The organism is Acinetobacter sp. YH01003 (assembly GCF_013420525.1).
GTDB classification, from domain to species: Bacteria; Pseudomonadota; Gammaproteobacteria; order Pseudomonadales; family Moraxellaceae; genus Acinetobacter; species Acinetobacter towneri.
The window spans coordinates 1-22,734 of sequence record NZ_VOXY01000014.1 but is presented as its reverse complement, the minus strand read 5'-3'; the positions used below and the strand labels follow the sequence as shown (position 1 = coordinate 22,734).

Annotated in this window: 19 protein-coding genes and 5 tRNA genes; 14 read left to right on the top strand and 10 right to left on the bottom strand. The window is 42.6% G+C overall.

The window, feature by feature from the left end; translation table 11 throughout:
- Window positions 1–55 precede the first annotated feature (55 nt).
- The 5 genes from FTT70_RS10955 to FTT70_RS10935 all read left to right on the top strand — a co-directional run bounded on the left by FTT70_RS10955 (window position 56) and on the right by FTT70_RS10935 (window position 7,011).
- Window positions 56–1,903, top strand: a complete 1,848-nt coding sequence (locus FTT70_RS10955) for an extracellular solute-binding protein (protein ID WP_004972660.1) — start codon at window positions 56–58, stop codon at window positions 1,901–1,903.
- A 64-nt stretch (window positions 1,904–1,967) separates the two neighbouring features.
- Window positions 1,968–3,038 carry a microcin C ABC transporter permease YejB gene (locus FTT70_RS10950; protein WP_004972662.1) on the top strand — a complete coding sequence of 357 codons (1,071 nt, stop codon included), beginning with the start codon at window positions 1,968–1,970 and terminating at the stop codon, window positions 3,036–3,038.
- Window positions 3,038–4,048 carry an ABC transporter permease gene (locus FTT70_RS10945; protein WP_180168620.1) on the top strand — a complete coding sequence of 337 codons (1,011 nt, stop codon included), beginning with the start codon at window positions 3,038–3,040 and terminating at the stop codon, window positions 4,046–4,048. The genes FTT70_RS10950 and FTT70_RS10945 overlap by 1 nt, the downstream gene beginning before the upstream one ends.
- On the top strand, window positions 4,026–5,624 hold the full coding sequence (locus tag FTT70_RS10940; protein WP_179996132.1) for an ABC transporter ATP-binding protein: 1,599 nt from the start codon (window positions 4,026–4,028) through the stop codon (window positions 5,622–5,624). The genes FTT70_RS10945 and FTT70_RS10940 overlap by 23 nt, the downstream gene beginning before the upstream one ends.
- 142 nt (window positions 5,625–5,766) lie before the next feature.
- Window positions 5,767–7,011, top strand: a complete 1,245-nt coding sequence (locus tag FTT70_RS10935) for an NADH:flavin oxidoreductase/NADH oxidase family protein (protein ID WP_004972669.1) — start codon at window positions 5,767–5,769, stop codon at window positions 7,009–7,011.
- A 156-nt stretch (window positions 7,012–7,167) separates the two neighbouring features.
- Here FTT70_RS10935 and FTT70_RS10930 read toward each other — a convergent pair.
- The 8 genes from FTT70_RS10930 to pyrC form a co-directional block, all read right to left on the bottom strand.
- Window positions 7,168–7,243, bottom strand: a tRNA-Glu gene (locus tag FTT70_RS10930).
- A 55-nt stretch (window positions 7,244–7,298) separates the two neighbouring features.
- Window positions 7,299–7,374: transfer RNA gene (locus FTT70_RS10925), tRNA-Glu, on the bottom strand.
- A gap of 25 nt (window positions 7,375–7,399) precedes the next feature.
- Window positions 7,400–7,475, bottom strand: a tRNA-Glu gene (locus tag FTT70_RS10920).
- A 288-nt stretch (window positions 7,476–7,763) separates the two neighbouring features.
- Entirely contained in the window at window positions 7,764–9,182 is a 1,419-nt protein-coding gene (locus tag FTT70_RS10915; protein ID WP_026438458.1) for an amino acid permease, read from the bottom strand.
- A 110-nt stretch (window positions 9,183–9,292) separates the two neighbouring features.
- Window positions 9,293–9,368, bottom strand: a tRNA-Glu gene (locus tag FTT70_RS10910).
- Between the two features lie 149 nt (window positions 9,369–9,517).
- Entirely contained in the window at window positions 9,518–9,676 is a 159-nt protein-coding gene (locus FTT70_RS10905; RefSeq protein ID WP_004972674.1) for a hypothetical protein, read from the bottom strand.
- A gap of 215 nt (window positions 9,677–9,891) precedes the next feature.
- A complete protein-coding gene (gene rnt / locus FTT70_RS10900) occupies window positions 9,892–10,554 on the bottom strand; it encodes a ribonuclease T (protein WP_096902181.1) in 663 nt (220 codons plus the stop codon).
- Complete coding sequence (gene pyrC, locus FTT70_RS10895; RefSeq protein WP_004972678.1) at window positions 10,539–11,573, bottom strand: dihydroorotase; 1,035 nt, start codon at window positions 11,571–11,573, stop codon at window positions 10,539–10,541. Before pyrC ends, rnt begins: the two co-directional genes overlap by 16 nt.
- Window positions 11,574–11,770: 197 nt before the next feature.
- On the opposite strand from pyrC, the gene FTT70_RS10890 reads away from it, so the two are divergent.
- A complete protein-coding gene (locus FTT70_RS10890) occupies window positions 11,771–13,030 on the top strand; it encodes a GGDEF domain-containing protein (protein ID WP_096902183.1) in 1,260 nt (419 codons plus the stop codon).
- A gap of 116 nt (window positions 13,031–13,146) precedes the next feature.
- Here the strand turns inward: FTT70_RS10890 and argG are convergent, their stop codons facing one another.
- Entirely contained in the window at window positions 13,147–14,490 is a 1,344-nt protein-coding gene (gene argG / locus FTT70_RS10885) for an argininosuccinate synthase (protein ID WP_004972682.1), read from the bottom strand.
- A 597-nt stretch (window positions 14,491–15,087) separates the two neighbouring features.
- On the opposite strand from argG, the gene FTT70_RS10880 reads away from it, so the two are divergent.
- The 8 genes from FTT70_RS10880 to FTT70_RS10845 all read left to right on the top strand — a co-directional run bounded on the left by FTT70_RS10880 (window position 15,088) and on the right by FTT70_RS10845 (window position 22,277).
- A complete protein-coding gene (locus FTT70_RS10880; RefSeq protein WP_180168619.1) occupies window positions 15,088–17,121 on the top strand; it encodes an NADPH-dependent 2,4-dienoyl-CoA reductase in 2,034 nt (677 codons plus the stop codon).
- A 129-nt stretch (window positions 17,122–17,250) separates the two neighbouring features.
- A tRNA-Ser gene (locus FTT70_RS10875) sits at window positions 17,251–17,340 on the top strand.
- A gap of 504 nt (window positions 17,341–17,844) precedes the next feature.
- Complete coding sequence (locus tag FTT70_RS10870) at window positions 17,845–18,228, top strand: hypothetical protein (protein ID WP_180168618.1); 384 nt, start codon at window positions 17,845–17,847, stop codon at window positions 18,226–18,228.
- A 91-nt stretch (window positions 18,229–18,319) separates the two neighbouring features.
- Window positions 18,320–18,622, top strand: a complete 303-nt coding sequence (locus FTT70_RS10865) for a hypothetical protein (RefSeq protein ID WP_168418081.1) — start codon at window positions 18,320–18,322, stop codon at window positions 18,620–18,622.
- Between the two features lie 32 nt (window positions 18,623–18,654).
- Window positions 18,655–19,692, top strand: a complete 1,038-nt coding sequence (locus FTT70_RS10860) for a DUF932 domain-containing protein (protein ID WP_180168617.1) — start codon at window positions 18,655–18,657, stop codon at window positions 19,690–19,692.
- Window positions 19,693–19,840: 148 nt separating this feature from the next.
- Window positions 19,841–20,932: a YqaJ viral recombinase family protein gene (locus FTT70_RS10855; RefSeq protein WP_180168616.1), complete on the top strand. Its 1,092-nt coding sequence runs from the start codon at window positions 19,841–19,843 to the stop codon at window positions 20,930–20,932.
- Window positions 20,933–21,074: 142 nt separating this feature from the next.
- Complete coding sequence (locus tag FTT70_RS10850) at window positions 21,075–21,971, top strand: hydrolase or metal-binding protein (RefSeq protein WP_180168615.1); 897 nt, start codon at window positions 21,075–21,077, stop codon at window positions 21,969–21,971.
- Window positions 21,972–22,046: 75 nt separating this feature from the next.
- Complete coding sequence (locus tag FTT70_RS10845; RefSeq protein WP_180168614.1) at window positions 22,047–22,277, top strand: AlpA family transcriptional regulator; 231 nt, start codon at window positions 22,047–22,049, stop codon at window positions 22,275–22,277.
- A 40-nt stretch (window positions 22,278–22,317) separates the two neighbouring features.
- Here the strand turns inward: FTT70_RS10845 and FTT70_RS10840 are convergent.
- The coding region (locus FTT70_RS10840; RefSeq protein WP_180168613.1) for a DUF4113 domain-containing protein at window positions 22,318–22,734 on the bottom strand (417 nt) is incomplete at its 5' end.

Here is a 22,734-nt window from a genome sequence, read left to right as displayed (position 1 = left end):
GAGGATGTCATGTTTTGACGGCATCCTCAGGAATACTGCACAAGGAGCTGTGTGCATGTCATTTGCCATAAAAAAGACACATCAATATCTGGGCTGTATTTTAGGTTGTGTGGTCTTGCCGCAGTTTGGATGGGCTGCGTTACAAACCACGCCCTATATTGCCGTACATAGCCAGCCTCAGTATGTGGGGCGCTCGGCTATGCCTTATGCCAACCCGCAAGCGCCCAAAGGTGGCGATTTAATTCGTGCCAGTAATGGCACTTTTGATAATTTAAATGACATGAATGGCAAGGGCAGCTCAACCGATGGGGTGAGTTTTATATTCGATTCACTCATGAGCAGTTCTTTAGATGAGCCGGGGGTGATGTATCCCTTATTGGCAGAAAAAGTCAGCTATGACCCCAAGCAAACTGCATTTGTCATTTTTCATTTAAATCCTAAAGCTAAATTTAGTGATGGCAGCCCAGTTACAGCAGATGATGTGAAATTCAGTTTTGATGCTTTTCAGACCAAGTCTAATCCAGGTTTGCAAATGTATTTATCCGATTTAGATAAAACCACGGTCTTGTCTAAGCATCAGGTTAAAGTCAGTTTTAAATCCACTAACAATGCAGAAATGCCGCTGATTTTGTCGCAAATGCCAATCTATTCTAAAAAAGACTGGCAAAAGCGTGACTTTACCCGCATCACACTAGAACCGATTTTAGGTTCAGGGCCGTATCTTATTGAGCGGATTGATGCAGGGCGCAGCATTACTTATAAGCGTAATCCAAATTATTGGGGCAAAGATTTACCCGTAAATAAAGGGCGCTATAATTTTGACCGCCTGAAGTATGTTTATTATCGCAATCTGGATATTGCCTTCGAAGGGTTTAAGTCGGGGCAATACACGTTGCATGAAGAATATACCGCACGAAAATGGGTCACTGAATATCGTTTTCCTGCTGTGAATGCGGGCATGGTGGTCAAGCATAAATTTCAGCACCAAAACCCAATTCCGACCCAAAGTTTTGTTTTTAATACCCGTAGACATGCGTTTCAGGATATTCGTTTTAGGCAGGCTTTAACCTACGCTTATGATTTTGAATGGCAAAACAAAGCCTTGTTTTATGGGCAATATCGCCGTTTGCAAAGTTATTTTTCTAACAGTGAATTAGAAGCCAAAGGCACACCTTCAGCCGCAGAATTGTCTGTTTTAAAACCCTATTTGGCCAAGCTGCATCCTATTCAACGCCAAGGCGTATTGCAAAATTGGCAGTATCCTGTGACTGATGCCAGTGGCTTTAACCGTAACGGCTTGCTTAAAGCCCGTGAATTGCTTTTGAAAGCGGGTTATCGTTTTCAGCAAGGTAAATTGGTCGATGCCAAAGGCAAAGCCATTCAAATTGAATTTTTAATTCATCAGGATGGTTTGCAACGCACATTAGTGCCTTTTGTGCGCAATATGAAACGTCTGGGCGTTACGGTAAATATTCGGCATGTCGATGTGCCGCAATATATTGAACGCATGCGCCGTGCCGATTTTGATATGACCACCAGTGTCATGCCGCAATCTTTAAGTCCAGGCAATGAGCAAGCACAGCTTTGGAGTAGTGCTGCCGCAGATCAACCAGGAAACTATAATTACGCAGGCATTAAAAACCCAGTAATTGATGAAGTGGTACAACAGTTGATTCGTGCGCCTAATCGTGAACAATTGATTGTGCGTACCAAAGTTTTGGATCGTTTATTGCGTGCGGGGTATTATCAAATTCCAACCTATGGCAAAGGTGAAAACTGGTATGCCTATTGGAATATGTATCGTCAGCCCGCCATCAAACCTAAACTATCGGCAGGAATTGATTATTGGTGGAGTGATGCTGCCCAAGCCAAGAAAGTTGCACATTATTTACGTCAACAATAACGATTTTAAAACTCAAGCATGACAGTGTTTGCGATAAACCAGAACATTGCCAAAAGGTAAGTACATGGGCACATACATACTCAAAAGATTGCTCCTGATTATTCCAACCTTGTTTTTCATTTTATTGATTAACTTTGTGGTGATTCAAATTGCACCGGGCGGTCCAGTCGAACAGGCGATTCAGCAAGCCGAAGCCTTTCAGGGCATGGGGGCGACAGGCGGTGAAACTGCTGCAACCTCCAATAGCAGCAATTATCAAGGTGCTAAAGGTTTAAGTGATGAAATGGTCGCAAAAATCGAAGCGCAATATGGATTTGATAAACCTGCACATGAACGCTTTTGGCAAATGCTCACCAGCTATGTGCAGTTCGATTTTGGCACCAGCTTTTTTAAAGATAAACCTGTGACCCAATTGTTATGGGAAAAATTACCTGTATCGCTATCTTTAGGTTTATGGAGCACCTTGCTGATTTATTTAATTTCTATTCCTTTAGGCATTAAAAAAGCCCGTCAGCATGGCTTGTTGTTTGATAAAGCCACTTCTATTTTGTTGGCGATTGGCTATGCCATTCCTGCGTTTGCCTTTGCTATTTTACTGATTGTATTTTTTGCAGGCGGTTCATATTTTCAGTGGTTTCCTTTACAGGGTTTGGTGTCTGAAAACTTTGCTCAATTGAGTCTGTGGGGAAAAATCACCGATTATTTTTGGCACATGACTTTGCCTTTATTGGCGATGGTGATTGGTGGTTTTGCAGGGCTGACCTATCTGACCAAATATTCATTTATGGAAGAATTAAACAAACAATATGTGTTGGCGGCACGTTCTAAAGGTCTTACTGAATCGCGTGTGTTATATGGGCATGTGTTTCGTAATGCCATGCTGATTGTGATTGCAGGTTTACCCGAAGCGTTGGTGAGTATTTTCTTTGTTGGGAATTTATTCATCGAAATTATTTTTAATTTAGATGGATTAGGCCTGCTTGGTTTTGAGGCGATTGTACAGCGTGATTATCCTGTAATTTTTGGTACTTTGTTTATTTTTACCTTATTGGGCTTAATTCTACGCTTAATCAGCGATGTGTTATATCAGGTGATTGACCCACGTATTAGTTTTGAATCGCGAGGGGCAAAATAATGTCACCGATCATGCAGGCGCGTGTGCAGCGTTTTAAACAGAATAAATTGGGTTTTGGTTGTTTCATTGTCTTTATCATTATTTTTGTGTTGTCTTTGGCGGCAGAACTGATTGCCAATGATAAACCGTTATTGGTCAAATATGAGCAATCTTTATATCTGCCAGTGTTCAAGGCTTATCCTGAAACGACCTTTGGCGGTGTATTTGAAACCGAAGCAGATTATAAAGACCCAGTGGTGCAACAACTGATTGCAGACCGAGGATGGGCAGTTTGGCCGCTCATTGAGTTTTCTTACCAGATCCCGAATTTAGATTTGGCCGTTCCTGTACCTTCTGCACCAACTGCACAAAATTGGCTAGGTACAGATGACCAAGGGCGCGATGTGTTGGCGCGAATTTTATATGGCTTGCGTGTATCGCTGTTATTTGGCTTTGCATTGACTTTTACATCGGCAGCTTTGGGCATTTTGGTCGGGGCAATTCAGGGCTACTATGGCGGCTGGGTCGATTTAATTGGTCAGCGCGTTTTAGAGGTGTGGGGCGGTTTACCGATGCTGTTCATGGTGATGATTTTGGTCAGCATGTTTACCCCAAGTGTGTATTGGTTATTTGTAATTATGCTGCTGTTTGGCTGGACGACACTGGTCGGCTTAGTTCGGGCAGAGTTTTTACGCGCCCGAAATTTTGATTATGTCCGTGCAGCGCGAAGTTTAGGCGTAACCGATCGTACCATTATGTTTCGGCATATTTTACCCAATGCCATGAGTTCGAGTTTGTCGCAGTTGCCATTTATGCTAACCGCCAATATTACAGCTTTAACCGCACTGGATTTTTTAGGTTACGGCTTATCGCCCGATGCAGCATCTTTAGGGGAGTTGTTGTTACAAGGTAAAAATAATTTAAATGCACCGTGGTTGGCATTGTCAGGCTTTTTTACCTTAGCAATTGTGCTGTCCTTGTTAATTTATATTGGGGAGGCGACCCGTGATGCATTCGATCCAAGACGTTAATTCTTCAACTGCATCACAGCCTGCAGTATTGCTAACAGTCAGTCATCTGCGTATTCAGCAGCAACAGGTTTTATTGCACGATTTAAACTTTGAGCTGCATGCAGGCGAAACCATTGCTTTGGTTGGTGAAAGTGGTTCTGGAAAATCTATTAGTAGTTTGGCATTGCTGGGTTTATTGCCCGAACATTTACAGGTGCAAGGTCAGGCAGTCTTTGCAGAACAAGATTTACTTCGCCTTAAACCGCAACAATTGCGACAAGTTCGTGGTCAAAAAATTGCCATGATTTTTCAGGAACCAATGACGGCTTTAAATCCGTTGCATCGAGTGGAAAAAATTATTGGTGAAAGTTTATTACTCCAAGGTTGGAGCAAAGAAAAAACGCGTGCTCGGGTGCTGCAATTACTTGCAGATGTCGGCATTCCACAGCCTGAAGAAAAACTAAAGCGTTATCCACATGAATTATCTGGGGGGCAACGTCAGCGAGTGATGATCGCAATGGCGTTGGCACTCGATCCCGATATTTTAATTGCTGATGAACCAACTACGGCTTTAGATGTGACTTTGCAGGCGCAGATTTTGGATTTATTAAAAAGCCTGCAAGTGCGTCGTAATATGGCCATGATTTTGATCAGCCACGATTTGAATTTAGTCAAACACTATGCAGATCGGGTAATTGTAATGAATCAGGGGCGGGTCGAAGAACAGGGCAGTGTGGCAGATATTTTTAATAGACCGCAGCAAGCCTATACCCAAAACTTGTTGAATCATGATTTTGGTGAAGCTTTGCAGGTTGATGAGTTGCCGACCATTTTGGAGTTGGAGCAGGTTGCTGTGAAATTCCCGATTAAACAAGGCTTGCTGAATCGGGTTAAAGATTATGTGGTTGCGGTTGAGCCGTTAAGCTTGCAACTTCCGCAAGGTCAATCTATTGGTATTGTCGGTGAAAGTGGTTCGGGTAAAAGTTCATTGGCACTTGCAATTGCACGATTGATTGAAAGTGAGGGAAAAATTGAACTACTTGGGCAAGATCTGAATCAACTGAATGAACGCCAATTGCGTCCCTTACGTCAGCAGTTTCAAATTGTATTTCAAGACCCGTTTAGCAGCTTAAATCCACGTTTAAATGTGGAGCAAACCATTGGTGAGGGTTTGGCATTGCAACAATTGTCCAAGCCTGAAATCATCCAGCGCATTGATGAAGCTCTAAGCAAAGTGGAATTGCCTGTGAGTTTTAAACAACGCTATCCGCATGAATTGTCGGGTGGGCAACGTCAACGGATTGCATTAGCACGCGCGTTGGTGCTGCGTCCTAAACTGTTAATTATGGATGAGCCGACTTCTGCCTTAGACCGTACCACGCAACGTGCTGTCGTGCAGCTGTTACGCCGTTTGCAGCAGCAAGAACAGATGAGCTATTTGTTTATTAGCCACGATTTGCAAGTGGTGAAAGCACTGTGTCAAAAAGTGTTGGTGCTGCATCAAGCGAAAGTCATGGAATTTCAAGATACTGTACAGTTATTTAGCCATCCGCAAACAGAATATACCCGTCAATTGATTGCTGCCAGTGAGTATTAAACCTTCAATATTTTTAAACAGCTATTTCGGCTGGCTGACTTGTTTTACCATTTTGACAATAAGATTTGTCAAAATGGCATTGACCTGTTCCGAAAAATCTTTAGAGTAAAAAAGACCAATAAAACACAATACGGAACAGTGTATGAGCCATCTTGCCGAAACAATTCAGATTCGTAATACCATGTTTAAAAATCGCATCATTAAAGGCGCGATGAGTGAGGCGCTTGCCAACACGGCAGGGCAGCCGAATAGCCTGCATTTAGGTCTATATGAAGCATGGGCAAAAGGTGGTTTGGGCTGTGCCATCACTGGCAACGTAATGGTCGATTTACGTGCCAAAAATGAACCGGGTGTTGTGGGAATTGAATCAGACCGAGATATAGAAAAGCTCAAACAGTGGGCAGAAGTTGGTAAACGTTATGGCATGGTGCAATTGGTACAGTTGTCACATCCTGGGCGGCAATGTCCGAAAGGTTTGAATAAAGAAACGGTTGCACCTTCGGCTGTGCCTTTTAGTCCAAGTTTAGCTTTGAGTTTTGGTACACCACGTGAACTACATGAAGATGAAATCCTCGATATTATTCAGCGTTTTGCCAAAGCTGCACAGATTTGTGAGCAAGCGGGCTTTGAAGGGATTCAACTGCATGGTGCGCATGGCTATTTGATCAGCCAGTTTTTATCGCCACTGACCAATAAACGCCAAGACCAATGGGGCGGCAATATTGAAAACCGTATGCGCTTTTTGATGCAAATTTATCAAGCGGTACGTGCAGCGACCTCAGACAATTTTATTGTATCAGTCAAACTAAACTCTGCAGATTTTCAACGTGGCGGCATCACTGAAGAAGAAGTGATTAGCGTGTTTAAAGCCATGGATGAAGCAGGTATAGATATGATTGAAATTTCAGGTGGTACTTATGAAGCACCCGCGATGGCAGGCTCTAAAGCTGATAAACGTAAACCAAGTACCATTGCCCGTGAAGCCTATTTTTTATCTTTTGCGGAATTGATTCGCAGTCAGGTGAAATGCCACTTAATGGTGACAGGTGGTTTTAGAACGGTAGTTGCCATGAATGCTGCTTTGGACAGTGGTGCATGTGACTTTATTGGGATCGCCCGACCATTTGCGGTAGAAACCGATTTAGCCAACCGTTTGTTGGCGGGTCAAGATGTACGTTACGGGGTCGATAAAATTAAAACTGGTATCCCGATGATTGATAAAATGGCAATTATGGAAATTATTTGGTATGCCGCGCAGTTCAAAGCAATTGCACAAGGCAAGCGTCCAAACCCGAAACTCTCGCCTTTAAAAGTCTTTTTCAAATATTTAAAAGGCAATTTAACTGCGGTGATTAAAGGACAGGTCAACTCACGTAAATCAGCTTGATTCGTATTTTTCAAACCTCAGTGGACGGATTCAAAGCTTAAACTATGGTTTTTGAATCAGTCCGCACAGATTGAAATATAAAACTAATGCGTTAGATAGCAAAAAGCCCAAGTCATATTGATTGGGCTTTTTGTTGAGATGTAAACATCTCGAATATGGCGTCCCTACGGGGATTCGAACCCCGGTTACCGCCGTGAAAGGGCGATGTCCTAGGCCTCTAGACGATAGGGACAAATAGAAGTTTATATTTTTAAACCATGTAACAACCAATGCAGTTGTTGAGAATATGGCGTCCCTACGGGGATTCGAACCCCGGTTACCGCCGTGAAAGGGCGATGTCCTAGGCCTCTAGACGATAGGGACTTAAAAAAATATCTACTTCTGAAATTGGCGTCCCTACGGGGATTCGAACCCCGGTTACCGCCGTGAAAGGGCGATGTCCTAGGCCTCTAGACGATAGGGACGTTTCAGAGGTGGGCGTATAATAGGGCGTATAAGGGGGGGTGTCAAACGCTTTTCTGCAATAATTCTGAAAAAAATGTTCAACTGAATAAAATTAAAACTATTCTGCTGTCGTGATACGTTTGAAGCGGTAAAAATCATGCTTTTCAAGTTATTTTTAAATGGACACATTTATTAGAGCAGCATGATTTTCTTTGTATTTTGCAGTATTCATTGCTAATCAACACAACTCAAAAAACAAGGCAATCCGAAGATCGCCCCTATTGTTTTACATCATCGCTAAAAAAGCATTATGATTTTTTGTGATAAATCATGTAATAACTGAGATAGCACAACACAATAAAAATCATACAGCCAATAAAACCTGCCAGCATTTCAGGGTCAAACACCATACTTAAGCAAGTAATAAAACAGAACACAAAACCTAAAATAGGCACTATTGGAAATAGCGGTGCAGCAAAACCTAAGTCCTGCACGGTTTTACCTTGTTTATACCATTGGCGACGGAAGTTAAACTGGCTTAAACAAATGCTCATCCAGACCACGACCATGGTAAATGCAGCCACACCCAAGAGGTTTTTAAAGATAGTTTCAGGCGCAAATTGTTCAGACAATAAACCTGGCATTGCACCGAGCATGGTGACCATGACTGCAATATAAGGAATACCACGCGCATTCACCTTAGAAAAAATCTGTGGTAATTGCTTTTGGTGTGAGAGCGACCACATCATTCGTGAAGCTGCAAATAAACCTGAGTTCGCTGCAGAGAGTAACGCTGTGATAATCACAAAACGAATAATATCTTCCGCATAAGGAATACCAATCTGATTAAACACCGTTACAAAAGGACTGCTGCTTACACCTTCTGCAGCCAAACCTGCAGCCTGATGTGGTAGCAAGGCACTAATCACCACAATGGTACCTACAAAGAAAATCAACAGACGGAAAATTGCGGTATTGATTGCTTTAGGCACGTTTTTGGCAGGGTCTTTGGTTTCACCTGCGGCAACACCAATCAACTCTGTACCTGAAAAGGCGAAATTAACAATTAACATGGTTGCAAAAATAGGGAATAGCCCTTCAGGAAACCAACCTTGTGCGGTTAAATTGCTAAATAAAGGTGCAGAGGTATAACCTTGATAAGACACAGCACCTAAAATTGCCATTAAACCCAAAACGATAAAGGCAATGACAGTCACGACTTTGACCAAAGATAGCCAAAACTCAGATTCTGCAAACAAGCGCGTGGAAATCATATTCAAACCAAATACAACGCCACCAAAAATCAGTGTCCAAATCCACATGGAAATATGCGGGAACCATTCCTGCATTAGCAACGCAGCGGCGGTAAATTCTGTGCCTAAAGTGACCGACCACGTGAGCCAATATAACCAAGTGATGGTATAGCCCGTGCCAGGTCCAATATATTGTTTGGCGTATGCCCCAAATGAACCTGAAACAGGCATGTGTACGGCAAGCTCGCCCAAACACAGCATCACCATATAGGCAATTAAACCACCAAAAATATAAGCGATGATGGCGCCAACGGGGCCTGTTTGTGCAATGACTTCACCTGAGCCTAAAAATAGACCTGTGCCAATAGCACCGCCCAGTGAAATCATAACCAAATGTCGAGTGCTCATCGCACGTTTTAAAGGCATAGTATTGCCTTGATGCACAGCATCATTTTGATGATTCGATGACGGCATAAGTGATAGGAGAAAAAATGAAATGAAGCGAAGTATTGTAGAGAAAAACTACAAATCTGCAATCTTGAAATAATAAATTTGGATTAGAAATGATCGTATAGCACGATAAATGGCGTCCCTACGGGGATTCGAACCCCGGTTACCGCCGTGAAAGGGCGATGTCCTAGGCCTCTAGACGATAGGGACGTTGCGAGGTGATGCGTATATTATGAATTTTTAGCGACAGTGTCAAACCTGAATCTAAAAAAACTGCCGCACTATTTGTTATTTGCTTAAAAAATAATACATCTTTAAAAATAAATCAGTGCATGTAAATTTGAATACGGTGCATCATTTTAATGATCAGGGGTTTGATATTGCTTTTCAGTGGTTGTTGTTTGTGTGGCTGCGGGTTGAGTGCTTGGTTTAGGTTGAGCAGGCTCACGATTCACAATATAAAGATACAACGCAGAAGGCGCGAGAATGACCAAAACCAAGACAATTTTTTTCAACATGGCAGAATCAATAACACAAATTGGAATATTGCCATTATAACCAAAGCCAGCTCAAAAGACTGCATGCATAAAAGCTGATTCGCAGTAAAAATCATTTTGATGCTCAGTCTTGTGGTTGAAAAGCACGAATCAAAACCACAACACTAAAAAGAAAACAGGACGACAAACGCAGTCTGTCATCCTGTAAACATCTCAATGTTCGAGTACAAATCGTATTATTGATCTGTGTTGAGTAAGTTCTCTACCATGTGCGGCGCAAGTTTATTTAGAATAAAACAAAACAGCTCTGCAGTTTTTTGCGTATCGTATAAAGCTGAATGAGCTTCTTTGCCATCAAACTCAATACCTGCCTGAATGCATGATTTTGCCAGCACCGTTTGACCAAACATCACCGCACTTAAAGTCACTGTATCAAACACTGAAAAGCTGTGGAATGGGTTTTGGTTTTTCGTGCCTGTGCGGGCAATGGCTGCTTGTACAAAGCCTAAATCGAAATGCGCATTGTGACCGACCAAAATGGCATGGGTACAATTCTGTTGGCGACGCACTTCATTGACTGATTTGAAAATCCGTTTTAATGCGGTTTTTTCATCTTCAGCCATAGCCATACGCATAGGGTTGAAAGGATCAATCCCAATAAAGTCCAACGAACGACGGTCTAAATTTGCCCCTTCAAACGGGTTGATATGCGCATGATACGCTTCACCTGGTACAAATTTGCCATCCGCATCATAAATAATTGGAATGGCAGCAATTTCCAACAAAGCATCGGTTTGGGCATTAAAGCCTGCGGTTTCCACATCGACCACCACAGGCAAAAAACCACGAAAACGTTGCCCCATCACGGGCAAAGTTGTATCTGTCACACTTTTCTCCATTGAATGGTTTTACCCGCATATAACGGAATAATTTGTTCACCATCCAAGTAGTCTAAACTGGTTGGAATGATTTGCTCTTCTTTCACCAAAGTAATGGTGTTGGTATTACGCGGCAAACCATAAAAATCTGCACCAAAGAAGCTTGCAAAGCCTTCTAAGCGGTCAATACGTCCAACTTGATCAAAAGCTTGTGCATAAAGCTCAATTGCCGTAGGCGCACTATAGCAGCCTGCACAGCCACATGCATTTTCTTTGGCATTTTTTGAGTGCGGTGCGCTATCTGTCCCTAAGAAAAATTTAGGATTTCCGCTAGTTGCGACTTCTAATAAGGTTTGTTGATGGGTTTGACGCTTTAAAATAGGCAAACAATAGAAATGCGGTTTTACGCCACCTACTAACATATCATTACGGTTAAATAATAAATGTTGTGGGGTAATGGTTGCTGCGACATTACGGCCTTGTTCTAAAACAAATTGCGCTGCTTCAGAGGTCGTAATGTGTTCAAGCACCAATTTTAAGTTTGGAAATTGTTGTAATAATGGTGAAAGCACTTCATCTAAGAAACGTTTTTCACGGTCAAAAATATCGACATGATTGTGCGTGACTTCGCCGTGCAGTAATAATGGCACTTGTTGTTCTTCAAGTTGCTCAATCACCGCATATACTTTACGAATGTCGCTCACCCCATTGTCTGAATTGGTGGTCGCGCCAGCAGGGTAAAGTTTAATGGCATTCACATGCGCAGAGGCTTTAATTTTCTTGACTTCTTCGGGAGAGGTTTGATCGGTAAAATACAACACCATACGCGGATCAAAATTTACACCTTCAGGGACGTGTGCCATGATGCGTTCACGATACGCTTCCGCTTCTTCTACCGTTTTTACTGGTGGAACAAGGTTAGGCATACAAATTGCGCGTGAAAATTGCTTGGCAAGATCGGGAACAGTACGTTGTAGTGCTAAACCATCACGTAAATGAGCATGCCAGTCATCTGGCTGGATAAGAGTAATCGTATTCAAGGCGCTGCCAGTCTGAAAAATAAAACAGATGATAATCTATAAATGTTAAAATGGTAACGTCGAAAGCCATAAAAAATAGAAATGCCTGAATTAATTGTTTCGACATTGTGTTATTTTTAAACCACTAAAAAAATTATATTCAGGTTGTTACAGTTTTGCTGTGCAACAATCGTGATTAAATGGAATTTAAAGCATCCATGGAATACAAATATAAGTTAGCCAAGCTACAGTACGACAAAGAAAAAAATGAAGAGTTGATTAAACGTCAACGTAAACGTGCGGGGCAGGTTTTTCCGAAACAACTGGAAGTTGAGTTTTGGCAACAGCATCTTGAACAAGCTCGGCACAACATTAACCAATATTTTTGGTCGGGCGTACTCATCTACTTTATTATCACCGTGCTGATGATTACTGGGGATTATTGGATTATTGATCGTAATTTTTTTAAACACGATTTTATCCACTCTTTACTAGGCTTGGTCAATGGCGCGTTTTGCTTACTGACCCTGTTCTTTTTTGCCCATTATAAAATTTTGCGCCCGTATTATGCCTATGCCGCCATGGCTATGATTTTTTGGGCCATTGTGTCGATGACCTGGCTGACCATGACGGTGCATACCGAAGTGTTTAGACACCAAGCCATGATGATCATCAGCATGATTTATATTATGGGTTTTGTACTGACGGGGGTGAAGCCGTTTCACATGCTGCTGACTGGGTTAATGGCGGCTGTGGTTGCCATGATTATGCTATTAACCTTGTATATTCCAATTGATGTGATGGTGATGGGGCGGGTGTTGGTTGGCAGTACGGTAGTGGGTTTTTTAATCAGTAAAATGCTGTGTACCCGTGAGCGGATGATTTTTTTGGTCATGCACCAAGCCCGACTTAGTGAAAAAATTAACCGTATTCATGCTGAAGAATTGTTGCATTTAAGTCAGCATGACGCGCTGACTAAAGTATCCAACAGACGTACTTTTGATGAAATGCTGGACAGCTATTTCGAACAGGCACGGCATGATGAAGTGCCATTGTCTTTACTCTTTATCGATGTCGATTTTTTTAAAAAATATAACGATCATTATGGGCATCAAAAGGGAGATGAAGTCATTTCAGCGATTGCCAAATCCATTAAAGACTCAATTCGTCACATGGATTTTGTTGCGCGTTATGGTGGTGAAGAATTTGTGGTGTTATTGCCAGAAACCGATGCGCATGGTGCGTATGCTGTGGCTTCCAATATTTTTAAAGCGGTTGAGCGTTTAGCGATTCCACATAGTCAATCTTTGGTTGACAGTAATGTCACCATCAGTTTGGGCTTTACCGTCTATAAAGGTGAGGCGGACATTTTTAAAAGCGATTTCTTACAACGTGCAGACCAAGCCTTGTACCGTGCGAAACAGTTGGGACGTAATCAAATTTATTACCACACTTTGCAGGTGGAAGAAGTGCTGTAAATTTTTCTATTGCAGCTTTCATTTAGTATGAATTGTTTAGTCCTCATGTTTAAACAAACATAAAAAAGCCGCTCAATTTGAGCGGCTTTCGATTTCACAAAATCATCACCAAGTGATTATTTGTTTTTGTCTTTCAATTGTGGCACTGCAGAACCTGAACCAATCGACAATAAGCCAGAATTGGTATAAAGACCCAATTTAGCGCGTGTATCGGTAATGTCTAGGTTACGCATAGTTAACTGACCAATACGATCCATTGGCGTAAACATTGAATCACCTTTCTCCATAGTTAAACGCTCAGCTTCATAAGTGAGGTTCGGAGATTCAGTGTTCATAATGGTATAGTCATTACCACGACGTAATTCTAAAGTCACTGTACCAGTAATTGCTTTAGCCACCCAACGCTGCGCAGTTTCACGTAACATTAACGCTTGAGAATCGAACCAACGACCTTGATACAATAAACGACCTAAACGTAAACCGTTAATGCGGTATTGTTCAATAGTATCTTCGTTGTGAATACCCGTAACCAAACGCTCATAAGCAATGTGCAATAACGCCATGCCTGGTGCTTCATAAATACCGCGAGATTTTGCTTCAATAATACGGTTTTCGATTTGGTCAGACATCCCCAAACCATGACGACCACCAATACGGTTCGCTTCAAGAATCAACTCAACAGGGTTTTCAAAACGCTGACCGTTTAATGCAACTGGCATACCTTCTTCAAAGGTAACCGACACTTCTTCGGCTTTAACTTCAACGTCATCTTTCCAGAACGCCACGCCCATGATTGGATCAACGATTTTGATGCCAGCATCTAGGTACTCAAGGTCTTTCGCTTCGTGTGTTGCACCTAGCATGTTTGAGTCAGTTGAATAAGCTTTTTCTTTTGACATTTTATAGTCAAAACCATTGTCGATAAGGAATTGTGACATTTCCGCACGACCGCCTAATTCATCAATAAAGGTTTGGTCTAACCACGGCTTATAAATTTTAAGCGCAGGATTAGTCAATAAACCATAACGATAGAAACGCTCAATATCGTTACCTTTATAGGTTGAACCATCACCCCAGATGTTTACGTCATCTTCTTTCATGGCAGTCACTAGCATTGTACCTGTTACTGCACGACCAAGCGGGGTGGTGTTAAAGTAAGGTATACCGCCTGTGCTGATATGGAATGCACCACATTGGATGGCAGCAATACCTTCCAAAGCCAACTGCATACGGCAGTCAACCAAGACTGCTTTTACCGCACCGTATTCTTCGGCTTTCTTTGGAATGGCATCATAGTCATCTTCATCTGGCTGACCCAAGTTTGCGGTATACGCATATGGTTCAGCGCCTTTTTGCTTCATCCACAATAAAGCAGCTGAAGTATCTAGACCACCAGAAAAGGCGATACCGACTTTTTTGCCTACTGGTACATTCTGCAAGATAGTTGCATTATCAGTCATTGCTAGTCCTAACTTTTTTAAAATAGGCACCACATTTGGTGGCCAAGGAGAATTCTAAACTGCAAATTATAGCACTCTTTAAAATGCTTGTTTTCGTTAAAAAAGCGCATTTGATAAAAAAATCAGGTTCAGGCTTAAATTTTCATTTAGAAATGGCAAACTTGGTATAGATGTTGAAGATCAAAACCTGCAATTGGGATGGTGCAGAATAAAATCACTTTTACTTTTGGGCGGTTTTATATCAAGTTTATATCAAGAATAGTTAGGGTCTATTGCCAAGTTTCATAACGCAATCTGAGAAAGTTTTAGCCACATGAGCAAGAACAAAGCACTGCTTTGTTTGCTGCGCAAGGGGACAAGCATATTTTTTGCTGCTATTGCGTTATGAGTCAGTCATTTAGAATGACTAAATTTCCTGCCTCATGCCTTATATCAGCTAAAAAATAAGCGTCGTCGCAAACATAGAAGAAGTGTCAACAGACCCTATAAATTGACGTTTGCGCCACACAGTCGAACTTTAGAGTCATAAACAGTTTATAAAAATCGGTTAAAGTATTCATGCAACAAGTTGCAAAGCTCATTATATAAGGACTCATCATGACAACTCGCTATGCAAATATTCTAAAACCATTACATTTAGGATTTACCACCATTAAAAACCGTGTCGTGATGGGTTCAATGCACACGGGTTTGGAAGATCGTTTTTATAATTATCCAAAACTGGCTGCTTATTTTGGCGAACGTGCCAAAGGTGGCGTGGGTTTAATTATTACAGGTGGTATTTCACCTAACCGTCAAGGCTGGTTATTGCCTGCGGGCGGTACTATGAATACATTGGGCGATGTTGCACCACATCGATTAGTGACACATGCCGTACATAAGCATGGTGCGAAAATTTTAATGCAAATTCTGCATTCAGGACGCTATGGTTATCAACCATTTGTGGTGTCTGCAAGTCCGATTAAATCTCCAATTTCACCATTTAAACCACGTAAAATGAGTGAAAGACAAATTTTAAATACCATTGAAGATTATGCGAAAACAGCTAGTTTAGCCAAAATGGCAGGCTACGATGGTGTCGAAATTATGGGTTCGGAAGGCTATTTACTGAATCAGTTTTTAAGCCGTCATGTGAATCAGCGTGAAGACCAATGGGGCGGTACGATTGAAAACCGTATGCGTTTTGCTTTAGAAGTAGTCAAAGCCATTCGCGCCGAAGTGGGTGAAAAATTTATTATCTGCTTCCGCTTGTCGATGCTGGATTTAGTCCACGATGGCAATACCATGCACGAAGTGATTACCGTTGCCAAAGCCTTAGAGCATGCGGGTGTGAACTTGCTCAATACAGGGATTGGCTGGCATGAAGCGCGCATTCCAACCATCGTGACTTCTGTGCCACGCGCAGCTTTTGTTGATTACACCGCAGAAGTGAAAAAATACGTTGAGATTCCTGTAATTGCATCCAACCGTATTAATATGCCTGATACTGCAGAAGAAATATTGGCAGCGGGTAAAGCTGATATGATTCAAATGGCACGACCATTGTTGGCAGATGCGTTTTGGGTCAATAAAACTGCGACCAATCGTGTCAATGAAATTAACACCTGTATTGCCTGTAACCAAGCGTGTTTAGATCATACCTTTAAAAATCAGCGTGCGACTTGTTTGGTCAATCCGCGTGCAGCCTATGAAACTGAATTGGTCTATGAAAAAACCAAGCAACCGAAGCGTATTGCAGTTGTCGGTGGTGGTGTTGCGGGAATGTCTGCTGCTACAGTTGCTGCTAGTCGTGGTCACCATGTGACTTTATTTGAAGCCAGCAACGAAGTGGGCGGTCAATTCAACTTGGCAAAAGTCGTGCCGGGCAAAGAAGAATTTCACGAAACCATTCGCTACTTTAAAGTGCAAATTGAAAAAACTGGGGTCGATTTGCGTTTAAATACCAAAGTTAACCGCGAGCAACTCGAACGTGAAGGTTTTGATGAAGTGGTCATTGCAACAGGTGTAGTACCACGTGCTTTAAAAATTGAAGGCAGCGATGCACCGCAAGTATTGTCTTATGCAGAAGTATTACGTGGTGCACCTGTTGGACAAAAAGTCGCTGTGATTGGTGCAGGCGGTATCGGTTTTGATGTGTCGGAGTTTTTACTGAAACCTGAACATCAGCCACAACCGCAGCCTTTGGCAGATTGGCAGCGTGAGTGGGGAGTCGATCCGAATCCTAACTATGTGACTGAAGGTGGTATGCTTGCTCCAGAAGTTCATCCCCCAGTCCGTGAAATTTATTTATTGCAACGTAAGACGACAGCTTTAGGTGCAGGTTTGGGTAAAACTTCAGGATGGGTACATCGTGCACAGTTGAAAAAACATGCGGTGCGTATGCTACGTGGTGTGCAATATAAAGCCATCAGCAATGAAGGCTTGTGGATTGAAATGGCAGGTCAAGACCAATTGTTACGTGTAGATAGCATTGTAGTCTGTGCAGGGCAGGAGTCGGTTAAAGATTTAATGCCTGCGGCAGATGAAAATACTTTGGCTAACTATCATATTATTGGTGGTGCAAAGCTTGCTGCAGAGTTAGATGCAAAACGTGCGATTCGTGAAGGGGCTGAATTGGCTGCTAAACTTTAAAAAGTGAGGTGGCTATGCTGTTGTTTTGATGAACTTTAGCGCTGATTTGGTGAAACAATATTCACTTGAGTGCTTGAGTGGTATTTTTTACTTGTCATCAAATCAAAAGCTTCGTATCATGGCCCACATGGAAGCGTGGCAGAGCGGTTTAATGCACCGGTCTTGAAAACCGACGAGGGCGCGAGTCCTCCGTGAGTTCGAATCTCACCGCTTCCGCCAAATATTTAAATAAGCCCTTGTTTTTACAAGGGTTTTTTTTATGCCCTTGAGTTTGTCCCACATTGTAGCCCACATAAATCATTTGACTATTTTAGCCTTTTTTAAGTCGTTTAAGAGCTAAATGGACATCAGATGTATTTAATAATGGGATTTTTGGGTTTTATAACTCATGGACATTAATAGTCTACTTATCTAAAAAAGTGAGAAGCAGGAACTTATAAGCATCTTACAGATGTAGCATTACAATAATAGTTAAAAAATTGTGAGAAAGTCGCATTGGGTTCAAAAGCAAGAATGTGATTAAAAAAATTGAATAAGTAAGGGGCATAGACTCAGAGGTGCAGGGTTCGCTCTTTTGCTTCCTCTTAGCCATGCTGAATGACTCAGAATAAAAATAAATCAAATACATATTACCTCAGTGAAGCATAAGCAGAAACAACGACACAGCAACGGCAGTCTCGCACTGCTGTGTGTCTTTTTATTTTTCACTGAGGGAAAAAACTGATGAAAACAAAGTTTAAACAATCTATGTGTTTTGCCGTGGTGTTGGCTACGCTGGGTCTTGGACTCACAGGCTGCGGTGGCCTGCCTTCCGATGCACTGAATATTGAGCTTTTAGAAGAAGATACCAGTAACTGGTGGTCAGGCGATCAGCTTACGACGGTTATTCGGGTGCGCTCAACTGCAGCAGAAGACATCAGCATTCAAAATGTCGAGATCAACAACGGTGGCTGCCGTTACGGAGGCCGCCATAATCAAAGCACACAATTTCCAATCCGCTTATCCATGGGACAGTTTGTCCGTCTTGAATTAAAGAACTGCGACTATCAGGATGTGATTCAGGTGGATGTGGAAACCGATAAAGGCTTTGGCAGCTATAAATTCTAGCGTTTGAAACACATGAGACAATGCTTAACATTCTTGACCGTACCTTTTAAAGGTGCGGTTTTTTTATGCCGTAATTTTAGGAGGTCAGCCGATGACACAAATCACCTGTCCATTTTGTCACTCAGACAACTTAGTAACCCTTAGCCCACAGCAGGCAGGCTTGGGACAACTCGAAGTTTTACTGGAGGCGATGTCACCTGCAGCAATGGCAGCATTGGGCGTTAAGCTTTCCAGACAGCTCGACATTCCCCCAATTGTGGGTGGATTAATTGGTGTGGTGGTCGGTGGTGGATTAATGCTGGTCAATCAGCAAATCCTGAGTAAATACCAGTCCTTAAATCACCGCTACCTTTGCAACGACTGTCAGAACAGTTTTGTCAGTGTTGCAGCCTGAATTCAGATTAAAACAGATTAAGGAATATCAAGATGGCACATCAAATTGAACAAATGGCATTTGTAGGACAAACCCCTTGGCATGGTCTGGGCAATCAACTCAGCCAAAACCAACCGATTGAAGTCTGGGCTAAGCAGGCAGGTATGGACTGGCGCATTGAGTCCTCCAATGTCAGCTACATGGCTCAAAACTCACGTGGGCAAAGCATCATCATGCCTTATGAAGAACAACGGGTACTGTATCGTTCAGATACCCATGCACCTTTATCGGTGGTCAGTCAGCGTTATCAGGAAGTCCAACCGATGGAGATTCTGGAATTCTATCGTGATCTGACAGAGCAATCAGGCTTTGAACTGGAAACAGCAGGTGTCTTAAAAGGTGGGAAGAAGTTCTGGGCCTTGGCACGTACAGGACAAACCGCAGAATTGAAAGGTGGGGATGTCAGTAATGGCTATATTCTACTGGCAACGGCTTGTGATGGCACTTTAGCCACCACTGCACAATTCACCAATATCCGTGTGGTGTGTAACAACACTTTAGCGATTGCCTTGCGTGGGCAGAGTTCCAATGCAGGCGTGGTCAAAGTACCGCACAGTACCAAGTTCGATGCCGACAAGGTGAAAGATCAGCTCGGTATTTCAGTCAAGTCGTGGTACGACCACATGTATGAAATGAAACAACTGACCCAACGTAAAGTCACCCAGAAAGAAGCAGCAGCTTATTTTGATGCGGTATTTAACAACAATAGCCTAAGTGCGATGGAACAGGATGATAACATTATTCAGTACTACCGCAATGTTGCATCTCAAGCCAATCCACAGCCCAATAAAACTGAACCGAATGGACGAGCCATTACCAAAGTTATGAATATGTTTAATGGGCAGGGACGTGGAGCAGACTTATCTTCAGCCAAAGACACCGCTTATGGACTGCTTTGTGCGATCACAGAATTTGTGGATCACGAACGTCGAGCGATGAGTACCGATCATCGTCTTGACTCTGCTTGGTTTGGTGCAGGCGCAGCATTGAAACAACGTGGATTGGAACAAGCTTTACACTTGGCTGTTTAAGCTTGATTTAATCTTGAGATTTTATCATCAGGGCATGTGATCCGTACGATCAAGTGTCCTCCTAATTAACGATCCCTCTTTGCCACATCTTCGGATGTGGCTTTTTTTATGCCGTTTTTTTAGAACCTATTCAGATGAGGAACAGCACATGAACCAAAACATAACCACAATACCAACAGTAAATCCCACCACTTTAATCACAACTAATTCAACTGCTGTCGCTGATTCAGGACAGCTACATCCACCACAAGGCCCTTCAAAACGTAGCTTAAATGCCAGACGTCTGATCAACACCAAACAGCTGGACTATCAGGCATGGCTTGAAGTGCGTAAACAGGGAATTGGCAGCAGTGATGCCGCAGCCGCCTGTGGCTTGAATCCTTATATGTCGATGCTAGAACTGTGGATGATTAAAACAGGCCGGGTACAGCAAAATATAGAAGATGAAAGCTCAGGACATGCGCCTTTATATTGGGGCAAGCAGTTAGAACCCTTGGTCGCAGAATATTACAGCATGCACACCAACCATAAAGTCCGTCGGGTAAATGCGGTACTGCAGCATCCTGATCCTGACAAAGCCTTTATGTTGGCAAACTTGGATTATGCCGTGGTGGGCAATGAAGACGTGCAAATACTGGAATGTAAAACTGCAGGGGAATATGGCGCCAAACTGTGGCGAGAAGGTGTGCCGTTATACGTGTTGTGTCAGGTACAACATCAACTGGCGGTGACAGGTAAGCAAGCGGCACATATTTGTGTGTTGCTGTGTGGACAGGAAACCAAAATCTACAAAGTCAGTCGTAACGAAGCCTTGATTGAACAAATCATTCAGGCAGAACGGCTGTTTTGGGAATGTGTAGAAAATGACGTTCCGCCAGCAGTGGATGCCAGTGAATCGGCAGCTAAAGCATTACAGCAACTCTATCCTGAACATACCCCTCTGAGCTGTGTTGATTTAACGGAGGTCGAACTTGCTAATGAACTGTTTGATCAGTTGATTGAAGAAAAGAAGCATATTGAACAACACCAAAGTCAGTTTGACCTACTCAAACATCGTGTTCAGGCACTGATGCAGGAACATGAACGTGCTGTATTTCAGCAAGGTTCGGTGACATGGAAGAAAAGCAAGGACAGTATCAGCCTAGACACCAAGTCCTTACTTCAGCACCAACCTGAACTCATTCAACAGTACCCATTGCAGAAAGCAGGCAGTCGTCGTTTCAACCTATATCACGATTAGCTAAAAGCCTAGAGCCAAACACTCAGCAAGAAGAAACCTGAAATCCCGTGCAGCCCTGCATGGGATTTTTTATGCCAGTTTGATTTTAAGCAAACAGTGCAACACATCTAAACATCAACATCTATACGAGAGGAATTTCAACATGATTAAAGGTCTAGCAATCACACCACCCATCTTGGGACGGATCAGTATTGGTCGTGTAGTAGAAAAAAATGGCAAGCGTCTGCCAGAGAAAGACGATCAGTTCACCATTACCAGTCAAATACAGGGCAAGGACGGTTGGGTCAAACATCCCTTAGATGAGCAATTGCGTAGCCAGGCACCCAGCCAAAAACTGCGTAGCATTCCTGTGCGGATGATCTTTAATGATCCAGAACTCAATCTTCGAGCTGAATACAGTTTATTTGACCGACAGACAGGTCGCCCGATTTGTGTGGGGAATGGTCAGACTTGCCAACGCATGACATCACAAGGTGTAGAACAGCATCCTTGTCCATCACCCGACTTATGTCCGCTTGGACAAGGTGGGCAATGCAAGCCTTATGGACGCCTGCATGTCAATTTAGGCGAAGCCGATGAGTTTGGAACATTTATTTTCAGAACTACAGGCTTTAACAGCATTCGCACTTTGGCAGCACGTTTGAATTACTACCATGCGGCATCAGGTGGTTTGTTGTCGTGTTTGCCGTTGCAGCTCACGTTGCGTGGGAAAAGTACCACCCAAAGCTATCGTCAGCCCGTGTATTACGTGGATTTAACTTTACGTGAGGGAGTGGATTTGCAAACAGCGATTCAGACGGCCAAGGAGATTGACCAACAAGGTAAGCAGGTGGGGTTTGATCAGGCGGCATTGGATCAGATTGCACGGCAAGGTTTTGCCAATGCCAAGTTTGAGGTGCATGCAGAGGAGGGGTTGGAATTATTGGAAGAGTTTTATCCACACAATGACAGTGCTGTGGATACAGAGCATTCAGCGCAATTGGGTTATGTGCAGGAGATTCAGCAAGGTTTGAAGCAGAGTGTGCAGGCAGTGAATTAGATCTGTTAGGACGCCCTCGAATTATTTTTACGGAGCGTCCTACAGCTCGCTTAAATAATCTTAGGAGAACATGTCATGAATGCATTTGTTGGACAAACCTTTCAAATGAATCAATTGATTATCTTAAAACAAGTTGTGGAGTTAATTGGTGTGTGTCGATCAACCATCTATGAAATGATGGATGAAAACTCACCGTATTATGACCCAACTTTTCCAAAGAAAGTGAAAATTACACAAAATCGTATTGGCTGGTCAGCTTGGGAAATCAATCAGTGGATTGAGGCCAAGCTTGCGAGTCGAGAATAAATGGGAGCTTCGGCTCCCTTATTTTTTTTAGTTTTTTTATTTAATTACCAATTTTTAGTAATCCTTGCCAGCTGAAATAGTTCTGGGTCAAATGAGTACGGTTCATCGACCACTTTCGTTGTGGTAAGTAGCAGCTGCCAACAGCTAATTTAGTTTTCCCATATCGAGCCTGTAGCGCTTCTAAAGTTTGCATGAGGTTTTCATTATTTTCACGCTGGCTATGGTCGGTCAGCAGATCAGGAGTAAAGCGCTGCTTAGCAATTAAATCCGTCAGAATTACACCACACTTTTTATATTTCACGTCAGATTTATAAATGTGTTCCAGCAGTCGCATAGCTGTTTTAATCAGATCCAAAACACAATCCGTCGGTTCAGGAAACTCAAAAGCCAACGATTTACTGTAATAGGGAACCTTTGAATCAAAAGGATTCGATTGCACAAAAGCAATGACACATCC

Coding starts and splice junctions, on each gene's coding strand:
- FTT70_RS10935 (WP_004972669.1), top strand. CDS start 5,767: ATGAGCCATCTTGCCGAAACAATTCAGATTCGTAATACCATGTTTAAA.
- FTT70_RS10860 (WP_180168617.1), top strand. CDS start 18,655: ATGGCACATCAAATTGAACAAATGGCATTTGTAGGACAAACCCCTTGG.
- FTT70_RS10955 (WP_004972660.1), top strand. CDS start 56: ATGTCATTTGCCATAAAAAAGACACATCAATATCTGGGCTGTATTTTA.
- FTT70_RS10890 (WP_096902183.1), top strand. CDS start 11,771: ATGGAATACAAATATAAGTTAGCCAAGCTACAGTACGACAAAGAAAAA.
- FTT70_RS10905 (WP_004972674.1), bottom strand. CDS start 9,676: ATGTTGAAAAAAATTGTCTTGGTTTTGGTCATTCTCGCGCCTTCTGCG.
- FTT70_RS10855 (WP_180168616.1), top strand. CDS start 19,841: ATGAACCAAAACATAACCACAATACCAACAGTAAATCCCACCACTTTA.
- FTT70_RS10845 (WP_180168614.1), top strand. CDS start 22,047: ATGAATGCATTTGTTGGACAAACCTTTCAAATGAATCAATTGATTATC.
- FTT70_RS10865 (WP_168418081.1), top strand. CDS start 18,320: ATGACACAAATCACCTGTCCATTTTGTCACTCAGACAACTTAGTAACC.
- FTT70_RS10950 (WP_004972662.1), top strand. CDS start 1,968: ATGGGCACATACATACTCAAAAGATTGCTCCTGATTATTCCAACCTTG.
- FTT70_RS10870 (WP_180168618.1), top strand. CDS start 17,845: ATGAAAACAAAGTTTAAACAATCTATGTGTTTTGCCGTGGTGTTGGCT.
- argG (WP_004972682.1), bottom strand. CDS start 14,490: ATGACTGATAATGCAACTATCTTGCAGAATGTACCAGTAGGCAAAAAA.
- rnt (WP_096902181.1), bottom strand. CDS start 10,554: ATGGAGAAAAGTGTGACAGATACAACTTTGCCCGTGATGGGGCAACGT.
- FTT70_RS10915 (WP_026438458.1), bottom strand. CDS start 9,182: ATGCCGTCATCGAATCATCAAAATGATGCTGTGCATCAAGGCAATACT.
- FTT70_RS10850 (WP_180168615.1), top strand. CDS start 21,075: ATGATTAAAGGTCTAGCAATCACACCACCCATCTTGGGACGGATCAGT.
- FTT70_RS10940 (WP_179996132.1), top strand. CDS start 4,026: ATGCATTCGATCCAAGACGTTAATTCTTCAACTGCATCACAGCCTGCA.
- FTT70_RS10945 (WP_180168620.1), top strand. CDS start 3,038: ATGTCACCGATCATGCAGGCGCGTGTGCAGCGTTTTAAACAGAATAAA.
- FTT70_RS10880 (WP_180168619.1), top strand. CDS start 15,088: ATGACAACTCGCTATGCAAATATTCTAAAACCATTACATTTAGGATTT.